This is a genomic window from Aliidiomarina soli, assembly GCF_003986975.1.
Lineage (GTDB): Bacteria > Pseudomonadota > Gammaproteobacteria > Enterobacterales > Alteromonadaceae > Aliidiomarina > Aliidiomarina soli.
Genome location: NZ_PIPO01000003.1, coordinates 21,698 through 35,946 on the forward strand (window position 1 = coordinate 21,698; position 14,249 = coordinate 35,946).

Sequence of the window (14,249 nt, forward strand, 5' to 3'; positions counted from 1 at the left end):
GTGGTCCATTCTAAGGAATCTGTCTACTGTCTTAGTTTAAATAAGGGCAGTCGATCTAACTTCAAGGCCATTACATCAGCTTTTTCAGCCAGCTCAGCTTTTGTTTGTTAAACGGAGGATAACGCAGTGCGACGTCAAGTATGAAGCGACGCGTCATCACTGGCTTTTGGTGGGAGAAGGTGTGCACCCCATATTCACCGTGATACCGGCCCATGCCGCTATTACCGACGCCACCGAAAGGCAACTCTGGATTGAGCATAAACACCAGAGTGTCATTAAAACAAAGGGTGCCGCAGCTTATATGCTGTTCAATTCGTTGTTGTTCACTTTTATCACGGGTAAAGGCGTAACAGGCCAGCGGCTTGCTGGCATGCTGAATTTTAGCGATGGCCCGGTCGAGATTATCAACCGCGCAGATCGGAAGCAGGGGGCCAAAGATCTCTTCCTGCATAAGCGCACTGTGCGCTGGCGGATCGTCAACCAGCATGGGTGCCATAAAACGTTCGCGGCGATCATAATCTTTATGGTTAATGACGTCGTGTTCATCTAACAGACCAAGTAAGCGGTTGAAATGACGGTCATTGACTATCCGCCCGTAGTCCTTGCTGCGTTGCGGTTCGTCGCCGTAGAACGACTGAATGGCATTGAGTAATTCAGCAACCAGTTGCTCTTTAACACTGGCATCAACCAGCACGTAGTCAGGTGCAATACAGGTTTGCCCTGCATTAAGCCATTTGCCCCAGGCTATTCTGCGCGCGGTGGTTTTTATATCGCAATAACGACTGACCAGAACTGGACTCTTTCCCCCCAGTTCAAGCGTGACTGGGGTGAGGTGCTCAGCGGCAGCACGCATGACTATTTTACCAACCGTGCTGCCGCCGGTGTAAAAGATATGGTCGAAGCGCTGTTTGAGCAGCTCAGTTGCCACATCGGCATCGCCCTCCAGCACCTCAACCGCATTACTGTCGAGATAGCCGGGTAGCACATCAGCCAGAACTTTACTGGTTGCAGGGCTTACTTCAGAGGGTTTTAACAGCGCACAGTTACCCGCGGCCAGGGCTGCAATTAATGGGCTCAGGCTCAACTGCAGCGGATAGTTCCAGGCTCCGAAAATGAGCACCACCCCTAAAGGCTCCAGGGTTATTTTGCTGCGTCCTGGCCGTGCCACTAAGGGGGTCGATACCTTACGTGGTTTGAGCCATTTCCTGAGGTGCTTGCGGGTATACTGAACATCCTTCAGGGTGAAGCCAATCTCAGTAGTCCAGGCCTCAGCACTACTTTTACCTAGATCGGCTTTTAGTGCGGCGCTAAGCACGTCCGTCTGCTCTGTTAAAAAGCGCTCAATGCCCTCTAACTGGCTATAACGCCAGTCCATTGAACGGGTCACCCCGCGTGAGAAGGTGGTGCGGAGCTGTTCTATCGCTGTCATAGATTACCTTGTATTAAGGTTTTAATTTCCAAGTATTCATCAATACCATAATGTGAGCCTTCGCGGCCAATACCAGATTGCTTCATGCCCCCAAAAGGATGTAGTGCATTGGAAATTGCACCGGCGTTGATACCGACCAAACCGGCTTCAAGCGCTTCACTGACACGGTGAATACGTTGCACGGAGGAGGCACAGAAATAGGCCGCTAATCCGTACTCGGTATCGTTGGCCAGTTGAATGCCGTCGTCTTCAGTGTCGAAACGCTGCACTGCAACCACAGGGGCAAAAATTTCTGTATTGGCAATTTTCATGTCATTGCGAATGCCCGTCAGTAGTTCGGGAGCGTAGAACAGCGCTCCGATATCCTTACGCTGACCGCCTTCAAGTTCGCTGGTAGCGCCCTGTTCCAGTGCATCCCTGACCAGTTTCTGCGCTTTCTCCACGGCGTCCTGGTTAATCAGCGGCCCCATATCGACACCGTTTTGCATACCATCGCCTATTTTCAGATCTTTCATTGCGGCGGATAGCTTCTCGACGAATGCATCGTGAATGTCATTCTGAACTAACACGCGGTTCGCACTGATACAGGTTTGCCCTGCATTGCGAAATTTACAGGCTATAAACTGCTCTACAGCGACGTCCAGGTCGGCATCGTCAAACACAATAAAGGGCGCATTACCACCCAGTTCCAACGACACTTTCATCACGTTTTCAGCGCATAGTCGCATCAGGTTCTGACCGACTTTGGTTGACCCGGTGAAGGATAGTTTGCGCACTTTCTCGTTGTTGCACAGGGTTTCGCTGAACATTTTCGCATCGTCAGTGGGAACAATATTAATCACCCCAGGCGGGATCCCTACTTTCTCAGCCAACACCGCAAGCGCCAGAGCAGAAAGCGGCGTCAGAGTGGGTGGCTTAACCACGACAGTGCAGCCGGCTGCCAAAGCTGGCGCTACTTTGCGGGTAATCATTGCATTCGGAAAATTCCACGGGGTTATGCAGCCGACCACACCGACGGGCTGCTTAATGACCCGTGTTTGCTGACCTTCGCTTAATAAGGGCAGAATATCACCACGGACGCGTCGCGCCTCTTCTGCAAACCATTCGACGAAGCTGGCGCCATAGGCTATTTCGCCAGCTGCTTCGGCGACGGGTTTGCCTTGCTCCAGCGTCATAATTTCAGCCAGCGGCTGCTGGTGTTCCATAATAGCGTCGTACCATTGACGGAGCTTTTTGCCGCGCTGTTCAGCGGTGCAGCGACGCCAGCTTTGCAGTGCTTTATGTGCGGCGTCAATTGCCTGTTCAACGTTTTTCTGGCTGGCGCTTGCTACCTGGCCGACTACTTCACCAGATGCCGGGTTGCTGACGTCAAAGGTTGCCTCGCCTTGCAGCCAGTTGCCATTAATGTACATGGCCTTCGATAAAAGCTCGTCGCGGGATAATTTACTCATGGTGTTCTCCTTTTGGGGTCACACGAATTAGTTCACCGTTCTGCTGATCGGTAAGCAGATATAAATAGCCATCAGCACCGGTATAAACATAACGAATTCTACGATCCAGCTCAGTAAACAGATCTTCCTGCTCGATGACCCGGTTGCCTGCCAGCCGCACACGCTGTACTTTTTTAGCCGCTAACGCCGAAACAAAAAAATCCCCGCGCCAGTCACCAAAGGCGTCACCGCGGTATAGCGTCATCCCGGAAGGAGCAATCGATGGGGTCCACTCGAGCAATGGCGAAGTCATTCCCGGCAGTTGCTGGTACGGAGTGATGCGTGCATTATTGTAGTCGACCCCACCGGTGATCAGCGGCCAGCCATAGTTTGCGCCTGCGCGCATCAGGTTAAGTTCGTCACCGCCTTTCGGGCCGTGTTCGTTGGTATAAAGGCGGTCGCTTTGCGGATCATAAACGATCCCCTGCACGTTGCGATGACCATACGAATAGGTTTCAGGGGCGGCGTGTGAGAGTCCAACAAAGGGGTTGTTGGCAGGGATACTTCCATCCATATTAAGTCGGACGACACTGCCAATATGATTTTCTGGATTTTGCGCCTGTTCCCGGTAATCAAACCCATCTCCGAGCCCCATCACCAGGGTGTTATCCGCTAAAAATGTGAAACGACCTCCGTAGTGGGCACTGCCTTCGCGGCCTGGCGACGAACGGAAAATCTCTTCGACCTCGTTCAGTGTATCGCCGGCGAATAGAGCCCGTGCCAGACAGGTGCTGCTATTTTTACGGGTGCCACAGGCATAGCTCAGGTAAATACGGTTGCTATCAGCAAAGTCAGGTGCCAGTTTAACGTCGAACAGGCCGCCATGGCCTTCAACCCAGGCTTCAGGCACGTTGGCGATGGGCTCTTCGACCAGTTCACCCTCGGTGTTAATGATCCGCAACGCACCGGTCTGCTCAGTCACCAGAATCCGTCCATCCGGCAACATCTCCATTCCCCAGGGGTATTCAAGTTCATCACTGATAACTGTGGTGGTGTACTCGGCAAGTGCCGGCGACGCGCTGACCAGTAATGCGGCCATTAGAGAGATTCGAAACGTTTGCAACATAGTGCGCATATTAAGCCTTATTGTCTTCAGTATGGTTGTTCTCAGTATCCTTATTCTCAGCATCCCCGGGCTGGTCTTCAGGCGCGTTAAGTGGACTGCTGAGTAAGGTGTAGGTGACGGCTCCGATAGCAGCCGCGAGCAGCATGATAAGGGTCCCTCCGATGCCGCGGGTTGCAGCGATAAATGTTGGCATCGGCGCCAGTGCATCAATGACCTGAAAGCAGAGCCATAGCCCAACTACGGCGGCTAGGGTTAGCCAGACGATACGCTGACCTGGAAAGAGGCGGGCGACTAGTTCGGCAATACTAAAAGAGACCAGAAAGGTGCAGGCAATAATTGCCAGATAGAGCGGGCCAAAGTAGCGTAAATCATGCCAGGTGTTGCTTAGTCGCATAGAAAAACTAATCGGTGGCCCAAAGTTGCCCATCGCAGCCAGGTTCAGCTGCGTTTGGAATATGGTCCCAAGTACAGCAGCCACCAGTACAGCGATAACAAAGGCCAGCAAAATGCTCATCGGTTTGTTGCTCAAGTTGTCACCTGTTTATTGAAAGTAAGCGTCGCTTTTTAAGCTAGATGAATAATCCCTTCGATGCCAGCTCTTTGGCCATTCACGCACAGACTAACTTGCCTGGCGTCGCCGTTCCCTTTAAAGTGGATGCTTTACAGGTACGACCAGAACAGGACAGATTTATGACCACGCCATATACGCATCTTTTCCAGCCTTTAGACTTAGGTTTTACGACGCTAAGAAACCGCGTCCTTATGGGCTCCATGCACACGGGTCTCGAAGAGGCAAAGGGTGGCTTTGAGAAAATGGCGGCTTTTTATGCCGAACGGGCAAAAGGCGGGGTGGGGCTGATTGTGACCGGTGGTATCAGCCCCAACGTTCGTGGTCGGCTTACCCCCCATGGCAGTCAGATAAGCCATCCCTGGCATGTCAAAAAACATAAAATTGTGACCGATGCGGTGCACCAGCACGATGCAAAAATTTGCCTGCAAATATTGCATGCAGGACGCTACGCCTATCACCCCTTTAGTTTAGCGCCGAGTGCTATCAAAGCGCCGATTACGCCATTTAAGCCAAGCGAGATGAGCGAGCGTCAGATTGAAAAAACCATCAGACACTATGCCCGGGCGGCGAAAAAAGCGCAGCAAGCGGGTTACGATGGCGTCGAAGTGATGGGTTCAGAAGGCTATTTAATTAATCAGTTTTTATGCCCGCGGACGAATAAACGAACAGATAAATGGGGTGGCAGTTTTGCCAACCGCATGCAGTTCCCTCTGGCAATCATCAAGGCCATTCGCGAAGCGGTGGGTGAGAAGTTTATTCTTATTTATCGGCTGTCGATGATCGACTTGGTTGAAGACGGCCATAACCTGGATGAGGTGATCGAACTGGGTAAGGCCGCGGAAGCAACCGGCGCCACTATTATTAACACCGGCATCGGCTGGCACGAAGCGCGTGTTCCTACCATCGTCACCTCGGTGCCACGCGGCGCGTTTAGCTGGATTACTGCGCGTTTAAAGCAGGAGCTCAAGGTGCCTGTGGTGGCCTGCAACCGTATCAATACTCCCGAGATTGCTGAAAAAATTCTTGCCGATGGTGAAGCCGATATGGTGTCGATGGCGCGTCCGTTGCTGGCTGATCCTGAATTTGTGAACAAAGCTGAGCAGGGCGCACCTGAACGCATTAATACCTGCATTGCCTGCAACCAGGCCTGTCTTGATCACGTCTTTAAAAACAAGCGCGCAACCTGCCTGGTCAATCCATTGGCCTGTTTTGAAACCGAGCTAGAGATGAAACCGGTAGCCTCTGCTAAGCGTTTAGCTGTAGTCGGTGCCGGCCCGGCCGGTCTGGCATTTGCCTGCTATGCCGCAGAACGGGGTCATGAGGTCCATTTATATGATAAAGCCAGCGAGGTGGGTGGTCAGTTTAATTACGCCAAACAAATCCCGGGTAAAGAAGAGTTTTTTGAAACCATTCGCTACTTTAAACAGCGCCTCAAGGAAACGGGGGTGCAGGTGCATCTGGGCGAGACGAAGACAGCTGACAGCCTGGCCGATGAGAAATTCGATGAAGTCATTCTGGCGACTGGTGTTAAGCCGCGTGATTTAGCCATTGAAGGCGCCGATCTGCCGCATGTGCTGGGCTACCTGGATGTCTTGCGGGACCATAAAGAGGTGGGTAAACGAGTCGCGGTAATTGGTGCTGGTGGGATTGGCTTTGATGTCTCGGAGTACCTTACGACTACCGAATCACCGACCCTGCACCCGGATGAATGGCATAAAATTTGGGGCATTGATAAGACCTATGCGAATAGAGGGGCACTGTTGACGCAGTCACTGGCTGAGCCAAACCCACGCGAGGTTTACCTGATGCAGCGTAAAGAAACCAAGGTAGGGGCCGGACTTGGCAAAACATCGGGTTGGGTGCACCGCAACACGCTTAAAAAGAAAGGGGTCAAAATGCTCAATAGCGTGACCTATAAGCGGATTGTCGCCGGCGGCATCGAGATCGAGCGCGATGGAAAAAGCGAACTGCTGGAAGTAGATAATGTAGTTGTCTGCGCGGGGCAGTTGCCATTTCGTCCGCTGCAGTCAGAGCTGGAAAGCAAGGGTATTTCGACCCATATCATTGGTGGTGCAGATGTTGCTGCAGAGCTGGATGCTAAACGGGCAATTCGTCAGGGAGCCGAACTGGCAGCGCGGATCTGATCAAAAACTGACTTTTTCGGCTATACCTAAACGAGTTGATTCAAAAAGCAAACGAATGAATGAGGGAAGGATATTTAATCTATGGCTGAAAATGATGTAAGCACTCCGGAAGTTCTTAAAGATGCACAAAGCCGCTTGCAGGATATCTACGAGCGGCTTGATGTATCTGACGATGCCCGCCAGCGACTGGCGCACCCGCGTCGCTCACTGCAATTCTCAATTCCTGTGCGGATGGATAACGGCTCGCTGAAAGTATTTCAGGGCTGGCGCGTGCAATATGATGTAACCCGGGGCCCGGCCAAAGGTGGCATTCGCTTTCACCCGAATGTAAATGCGGATGAAGTCACGGCACTGAGTTTCTGGATGGCTATTAAGTGCGCGGCGGTGGATCTTCCGTATGGCGGGGGTAAAGGGGGTGTTCAATGCAACCCTAAGGAACTCTCGCGGATGGAGCTGGAGCGTTTGTCGCGAGGCTACATGCGCGCGGTGTTTGATGTGGTTGGTCCCGATGTCGATATTCCGGCCCCCGATGTCAATACCGATGCCACAGTGATGGGCTGGATGGATGATGAATTTGCATCGATTGCCCGCCGCCAACTGCCCGCCGTCATTACAGGTAAGCCACTAGGGCTTGGCGGATCGCAGGGGCGTGTGGAAGCGACCGGTGAAGGTGCGCTGGAAGTGCTCAACATTTGGGCTGATCGCAACAAGCAAAAAGCGAAGAAGTTAAAGGTTGCGGTGCAGGGGTTTGGTAACGCCGGTTATCATTTTGCCCGTGCTGCAGCTGATCAGGGCTACAACGTGGTGGCGGTATCTGACTCTCAACGCACGGTATACAGCGCGGAAGGGCTGGATATTGACGCCGTTTACAACGCCAAGCAACAGGGTCAACTGAAACCTTTTAGCAGCGGTAGCAAAAATAAAGGCGACACGCTGGAGCGCGATGCGGTGCTCGGGCTCGATGTTGATATTCTGGTGCTGGCAGCGTTGGAAAATGCCATCGATGACAACAATGCGAAGCAGGTTAGCGCCAAAGTCATTCTGGAAATTGCCAATGGTCCGGTGACGTCAAAAGCGGATAGCAAGCTTGAACAGGCCGGGGTCACGGTTATTCCGGATGTTTTGGCTAATACTGGCGGGGTTATCGTCAGTTATTTTGAGTGGATCCAAAACCGAACTGGCGATTACTGGACCGCTGAGGTGGTGAACCAGCGACTGCGTGAGCGCATTAACCAGCAGGCTGATTTGATTTTTAAAGTCGCCAAAGATGAAAAGGTCACCCTGCGCACTGCCACCTATATGCAGGGCATTCGACGCATAACGGAAGCCATGGACCATCGTGGTTCGCAGCGTTTCTTTAACGGTGACTGCTAACTGTGACGCATCTGACAAGCGGCGTCCTTTCCGGGGCGGCCGCTTGTCATTCCATAGCATGCTGGTTAGCATGGTTTTTTAACTTTCGTATTAGGATCCAGGGATGACTCCTCGTTTAGCCGTTCTGGCCTCTCTTCTATTCGTTTTGGCCGCGTGTTCCAGCGAGCAGGCCAAGGTCTCAAATTTTCAGCCTGAACCGGGCGAACATCGCCGCTATCAGCTTGTTTCCAGCACTGAGGTGACCCGCCTTGATGCCGGTGGTGAGGATTATAGTGAACGTATACAAAAGACTGAGCTACGAAGTTACCAGGTAACTGACTCTGGCTCGAATAGGGTCAATTTAGCCGTGCAGCCGGATTATCTGCATACTCAGGCAGATTCAGGCTATAGCTTTGGCAGCGTTATTGGGGCGATGAACGACCAGGATGCCACATTACTCGAAGCACTGGCTGAGGGTAGCATGCTGCAAGTCAGTCTGGATGACGGCCACATAACCAGCCCGCTTAGCAGCAGCTACACCGACGCACGACGTTCGTTGATGGGTAGTCTGGATCGGCTGCAGGAAGTCCTGACCCAGCCGGGTCTGGTGAGTGGTATGCAGTTTAAACCCGGGGCCACTCGTGATATTGAAGATGACACTAACAGCGGGCTGGACGGCTTCACATTGCGGGTCACAGCGTTGTATGACAAGCATGTACTCTTCACCATTGAAAGTGATACTGATGACTCAATACAACTCTATGGCCGAATGCTGGTGGAGCGTGAAACCGGGTGGTTAGATCGTGCCGGTGTCGTGATCAAACGCGAGCTCACGGCAGATGGTGATAAGCATGAAGTTCGCTCCGTGATGTCGTTAACGGCAGCTGACTGGCCCTATGCTGAACTGTTGCAATACAACAACCAAGAAGGCATGGATATTGACTATACCCGCTTGCCTGGGAACCTTGATCATTTAATCGATGCTACGACGCAGCAGATCTTCCCGGATTCTACGGGGACTGTGGAGGTAAACGGGGATCGGATCACGCTTGAATACGAGCACCTTCTGAATGAAGCTGAAGAAGCAGGCCAGTTTAATTTCACGGAGATAGAGGCTTTTAACGCGCAGGGCGACGCATTGGAACTTCAGTTTCAGGCGCTACGGCCGTTCAGCTATAAGCGCACAGATGGCCCATTAATTAGCTATGCAGAGGCATTCCCGCTTGGTTGGGACGGGGTTGAATCAGGACTGGCCCAGGTTGACCGCATTGAAGCTACCATGCAGTGGTTCCCGCAACAGCTGGAGCTGATACCGATCGACGTGCCTACTCAGGGTTCGACTGAATTGACTCACGGTGGTGCCCAGGCTCGCTTGCAAGCTACCGACAACCGACGTGAGTTCGATCTGTATTTGTACCCGACACCACACCAGCTATTTGGTGTTCAGGTCTATGGCGCTGAAAGCGGTGTGCTGCACTCGCTTGCTATTGACGACGGCGCCGATTGGTTGAGCGACAACGAACGCAGCAAGCTCAACGTTATTCAGTATGGTGAATACCCGGTGCGCATTCGCTTAAGCTTCCGCGACCAGGTTCCACAGCAGCTAAAGCTAGTCGCCTTTACCATTGCGCAGGAGCCAGAGGCAGAGCAACGGCTCCAATTCAGGCTTAAGTAGTCTGCCTGAACGCTTGCTGGATATCATCCAGGCTTTCTGCGTCATCAATGGTAGAGGGCACCTGATAGCTGTCACCATCAACGATATTACGCACTATCTTGCGCAGAATTTTGCCCGAACGTGTTTTCGGTAAACGCGCCACTGTGACGACTGTTTTTAAACAGGCCAGGGCGCCGATTTGTTCGCGCACCAGTGCAACCAGTTCCTGTTGCAGTTGTTGCGGGCTGATTGTTGCGCCATTTTTTACAATAACCAGTGCCACCGGCAACTGGCCTTTCAATTCATCCTGTGCCCCAACTACACAGCATTCGGCGACCGCAGAGTGGCTTGCAACCACTTCTTCAATTTCACCGGTTGACAGCCGGTGACCGGCCACATTTATCACATCATCGGTGCGGCCCATAATAAACAGGTAACCGTCGTCGTCAATGTAACCCCCGTCGCCAGTCGCGTAATAGCCCGGAAACTGGCGCAGGTAGCCGCTTTCATAGCGCGCAGGATTTTGCCAGATAGTGGTCAGACAGCCTGGGGGCAGCGGGAGGCGGATGGCAATATTGCCTTGCTCGCCGTTCGCTATCGGCTGACCACCGTCGTCCAGAATACAGACCTGATAGCCTGGAACCGGCACTGTCGCCGAGCCAGGTTTCACAGTGAGCGCTTCAACACCCATCAGATTGGCACACACCGGCCAACCAGTTTCAGTTTGCCACCAGTGGTCGACAACCGGTTTATTGGTTTTCTCTCTGGTCCATTCATAGGTCGCCGGGTCTAATCGCTCTCCAGCCATGAAAATCGTTTCCAGTTCGCTGAGGTCGTAGCTTTCTATCTGTTGACCCTCGGGGTCCTCTTTACGGATCGCGCGAAACGCAGTGGGGGCGGCAAATAAGGCCTTTATCCGATAGTCCTCGCAAATACGCCAGAAGGCACCTGCATTCGGGGTAAAAACGGGCTTACCTTCATAGAGAACACTACTACACCCGGCAAGCAGTGGGCCGTAAACGATAAATGAATGGCCAACCACCCAGCCCACATCGGAGGCGGTAAATATAGTATCGCCTGCTGTGCAATTGTATACCGCACCCATGCTGTAATGCAGTGCTGTGGCGTAACCACCGTGATCACGAACGACACCTTTCGGTTTTCCGGTGGTGCCTGAGGTATAAAGGATATAAAGCGGGTCATCACTGTTCACCGCTACCGCATCCGCCGGGCTGCTGGTTTTCATCAGTTCGGCCCAGTCATAATCGCGCCCGTCGACAAGGGTATAGTTCACCTGTTTTTCGGCGGGAACATTGGTCCGGTTAAAAACAATACAACAGTCGGGTTGATGGCTGGACTTTTCCAGGGCTTTATCGAGCAAGGGCTTGTATTCAATCAGGCGGCTGACTTCGATGCCATGAGAGGCACTGATAACCACCTTAGGCGTGGCGTCCTCAATTCGCACAGCAAGTTCATGTGCAGCGAAGCCACCGAAGACCACAGAATGCACAGCGCCAAGTCTGGCGACGGCGAGCATCGCAATAGCGGCCTGCGGGATCATTGGCATATAGATGACGACCCGGTCACCGCGCTGAACGCCCTGGTCGCGCAGTACGCCGGCAAAATGGCGAACCTCATCGAATAATTGCTGGTAGGTAATGGTGTCTTTATTGCCAGTTACAGGAGAATCATAATAGAACGCAGCCTGGTTTCCGCGACCTTCTTCGATATGGTGGTCTAATGCAGCGTGACAAATATTGATCTGACCGTCGCTAAACCAGTTGTTAGACGAAGGGTCAAACGCTTTTGTTGGTGCTCTGAACCATGCCAGTTTATTTGCTTTTTCGAGCCAGAAGGCTTGCGGATTGTCACGTGCGGCTAGATATTCGTTTTGATAGGACACATAGGCCTCCTGCTAGCTGATTAAAAGGGGTTGCTGAATGTTTATGCTAAACCTCAGCATACCCTTTAACCAGATAGCAGGATGTTAGACTTAAGGCTAATCTGCTGACCAATTTTTGACGGTTATCTAGGCGGCGGGTGGGGTAGTAAGTTCGAACTCGCGGCTTTGTCTGGCATCTTCGAGCCAGCGAAGCAGCGCCGGGAAACCCGATAAGTCCAGTCGCTGACGATATAGCGCCCAGTCAATAAAGCAGGCGAGTCGTATTCCGGCATCATTCCATTCCAACCCTTGCTCGGCTTTGTTATTTAGTGCCTGCAGACACTGCTGAATGCGTTGGGCCTGGCGCTGGGTGTAGCTATTGGTGGCAATATCGACGCCGCTTTTCTCCAACAGGAACAGGTTAATAGTGCTATCCAACGCAGTGGTGACCAAGAGGTAAAGGTCGAACTCTTCAATGCTTTGGCAGAACCCCTGCTCATTACGCTGGCGGATGTGTTTTAAGATGCTTGATGAGTCATGCAGCACCAGATCACCATCTTGCAGATAAGGAACTCGCATGGCAGGTGATCCCTCTGCACTCTGCGCGTAATCAGTTTCAATAAACTCAAAATCCATGCCCTGTTGCAGCAGGGCTATGCGGCAGTGGCGCACGAACGGGGAGGTAAAGCTGCCGTGTAGTTTCATACCTTTTTCTCTCAGTTAACCCAAGTGGGACATTAAGTATGCCAACAGCGGAGGGAAACTGTCTATACTGGTGATTTATTGACTACTTGTAGCGCATCAGGTGCCATATGCCCGGACTCAAATCTTCGGTAAATAAAACTGCCCCGGAACCAACCGATCCCTTTCATCCAATTATCTACGTACGCGGTTACGCGATGACTGAAAACGCCATGGAAGCGACGGTGCATACGCCTTATATGGGGTTTAACCTTGGTTCGACTCGGGCCCGGCAGCAATATGATCGTTCGTTTCGCCACTATATTTTCGAATCGCCGTTGATCCGCCTGATGAAAGAGTATGGCTATCAGGACTCTTACGCCGACGGTATTAACCTGGCGGAGCCGGGTGGGGCAGTCGATTTTCCTGACACGGACAAGCGCCTGCCGAGACGTTCGATCATCATTCATCGTTACTATGAAGAGGAGCATGAACAAGGGAATGGAGCGACTGATTCAGATGCTATGGGACGCAGTCAGCGACCCTCTATTGAAGCGGCGGCGGTCCGTTTATCAAAGCTAATAGCAAGAGTGCGCGACTTTATCTGTGGTGACAATACCCAGGCGCGTGCTGATTTTAAGGTCTATTTAGTTGCCCACTCGATGGGTGGACTGATATGCCGCTGTCTGTTGCAGAACGAGCAGGCAGACCCTGAGCAAAGTCGCCGGCTGGTCGATAAGGTGTTCACCTATGGCACCCCACATAACGGCATCGAGGTGATGGGGCTGAATGTACCTAGGTTTTTTTCGCTGTGGGATGCGCATAATTTTAACCGCGCCGAGATGGCAGAGTATCTTAAATTAAAACCACGCAATGGACGGGTAAATTCGCTGAATGGCGCCTTTCCTGCTGAGCGCTTTTTCTGTTTAGTTGGAACCAACCCCCATGACTACAACCTGACCAGGCTGGTTATCGATAAAGCCAGCGATGGTCTGGTGACCATGGACAACGCCTATATTGAAGACGCGCCACGGGTGCATACCTATACCAGTCACAGTGGCCCTTATGGAATGGTGAACTCGAAAATCGGTTACGACAATCTGGTGCGGTTTCTGTTTGGTGATTATCGTCTTCGAATTACCATGCAGCCCGCTGTGTTACCCTTATCACCACCGTTGCAACGTGCCTACGACGACGGAGCGACGATACGCGGGTCGTACTTGTTTGAATGCACCCTGACCCCGCGAGGGGACGATCCGGTGCCGTTATCGAGCCGGCGAATTGACCACCATTCAGCCGTCTTTCGTAGTTTTGATGAATTATTAAACCCACACAAGGCAGGGCTTAAGCGGCCGCGATACCCGGTGTTAGCCAGTGTCTTTCTTGATTCGAAACGAATTGAAGTGGGTACTACCATGGTCATGAACCTGGAGCTGAATGTTGAAGGCACGGATTTCCGTCTCAACGGAGGCTCAGTGTTATCGCGACGGGCACCGGCGGAGCATTTATTCCGGCAAACCATAACGCTGAAGATTACCTTGCAGCCGGGCGGCTGGCGAATGCGTTATATTTTTGCCGACCAGCAATGGAGCGATGGGCGCGGAAGCGAGCTGAAAGAAGATGAGCAGGGTCATTTTATTGAACTAAAGAACAGTAAAGGCTTCGCGGCTAAGCTTTATCTGCAGATGGCGGATTGGCGATAAACTAGCCGTTTCAGGGCGAAAAGGCCCGCCAATTGTTAAAATTGTTCACTATTTGCGCGTTGCTATTGCATGTTGCCGTAATCCAAGTATAGTTACGCCTCCTCAAGGTAAATGCCTGCTGTGAAGTGCCGGTTATCCTTGAATTGTCATGGGGTGACTACGCCTATCCAGTTGGCTTGCCGCGAAATACTATTCCGCGTTCCAAGCTCCAACCATAAGTGCCGGGCGATGCCCCTACATATCGTGAGTCTGCAACAGGGTTGTCGTTTGTTGTAG

At 52.2% G+C, this 14,249-nt stretch carries 10 protein-coding genes; 4 read left to right on the forward strand and 6 right to left on the reverse strand.

The annotated features are described in order from the left end of the window. Positions 1-70 precede the first annotated feature (70 nt). The 4 genes from CWE14_RS06640 to CWE14_RS06655 are packed head-to-tail and all read right to left on the reverse strand — an operon-like array spanning position 71 to position 4,514. Complete coding sequence (locus CWE14_RS06640) at positions 71-1,429, reverse strand: aldehyde dehydrogenase family protein (RefSeq protein ID WP_126798681.1); 1,359 nt, start codon at positions 1,427-1,429, stop codon at positions 71-73. Beyond that, on the reverse strand, positions 1,426-2,880 hold the full coding sequence (locus tag CWE14_RS06645; protein ID WP_126798682.1) for an NAD-dependent succinate-semialdehyde dehydrogenase: 1,455 nt from the start codon (positions 2,878-2,880) through the stop codon (positions 1,426-1,428). Before CWE14_RS06645 ends, CWE14_RS06640 begins: the two co-directional genes overlap by 4 nt. Beyond that, the gene (locus tag CWE14_RS06650; RefSeq protein WP_241972344.1) at positions 2,873-3,994 is read right to left on the reverse strand and encodes a PQQ-dependent sugar dehydrogenase; all 1,122 of its coding nucleotides are present in this window, start codon (positions 3,992-3,994) and stop codon (positions 2,873-2,875) included. Before CWE14_RS06650 ends, CWE14_RS06645 begins: the two co-directional genes overlap by 8 nt. A gap of 1 nt (position 3,995) precedes the next feature. Then, on the reverse strand, positions 3,996-4,514 hold the full coding sequence (locus CWE14_RS06655) for a hypothetical protein (protein WP_126798683.1): 519 nt from the start codon (positions 4,512-4,514) through the stop codon (positions 3,996-3,998). Between the two features lie 161 nt (positions 4,515-4,675). On the opposite strand from CWE14_RS06655, the gene CWE14_RS06660 reads away from it, so the two are divergent. From CWE14_RS06660 to CWE14_RS06670, 3 genes are all read left to right on the forward strand, one after another. Then, a complete protein-coding gene (locus CWE14_RS06660) occupies positions 4,676-6,700 on the forward strand; it encodes an NADPH-dependent 2,4-dienoyl-CoA reductase (RefSeq protein WP_126798684.1) in 2,025 nt (674 codons plus the stop codon). 81 nt (positions 6,701-6,781) lie between these two features. After that, a complete protein-coding gene (locus tag CWE14_RS06665) occupies positions 6,782-8,074 on the forward strand; it encodes a Glu/Leu/Phe/Val family dehydrogenase (protein ID WP_126798685.1) in 1,293 nt (430 codons plus the stop codon). Between the two features lie 103 nt (positions 8,075-8,177). Continuing rightward, a complete protein-coding gene (locus tag CWE14_RS06670) occupies positions 8,178-9,728 on the forward strand; it encodes a hypothetical protein (protein WP_126798686.1) in 1,551 nt (516 codons plus the stop codon). On the opposite strand, the gene CWE14_RS06675 is transcribed toward CWE14_RS06670, so the two are convergent. Both CWE14_RS06675 and CWE14_RS06680 read right to left on the reverse strand, forming a co-directional pair. After that, positions 9,721-11,610 (reverse strand): AMP-binding protein, encoded by a 1,890-nt coding sequence (locus CWE14_RS06675; RefSeq protein WP_126798687.1) that lies wholly within the window; start codon positions 11,608-11,610, stop codon positions 9,721-9,723. The two genes, CWE14_RS06670 and CWE14_RS06675, sit on opposite strands and share 8 nt — an antisense overlap. 126 nt (positions 11,611-11,736) lie before the next feature. Next, positions 11,737-12,294 carry a glutathione S-transferase family protein gene (locus CWE14_RS06680; RefSeq protein ID WP_126798688.1) on the reverse strand — a complete coding sequence of 186 codons (558 nt, stop codon included), beginning with the start codon at positions 12,292-12,294 and terminating at the stop codon, positions 11,737-11,739. 107 nt (positions 12,295-12,401) lie between these two features. Between CWE14_RS06680 and CWE14_RS06685 the strand changes: the two genes are divergently transcribed. Continuing rightward, positions 12,402-13,973, forward strand: a complete 1,572-nt coding sequence (locus CWE14_RS06685) for a PGAP1-like alpha/beta domain-containing protein (RefSeq protein ID WP_126798689.1) — start codon at positions 12,402-12,404, stop codon at positions 13,971-13,973. Positions 13,974-14,249: the final 276 nt, after the last annotated feature.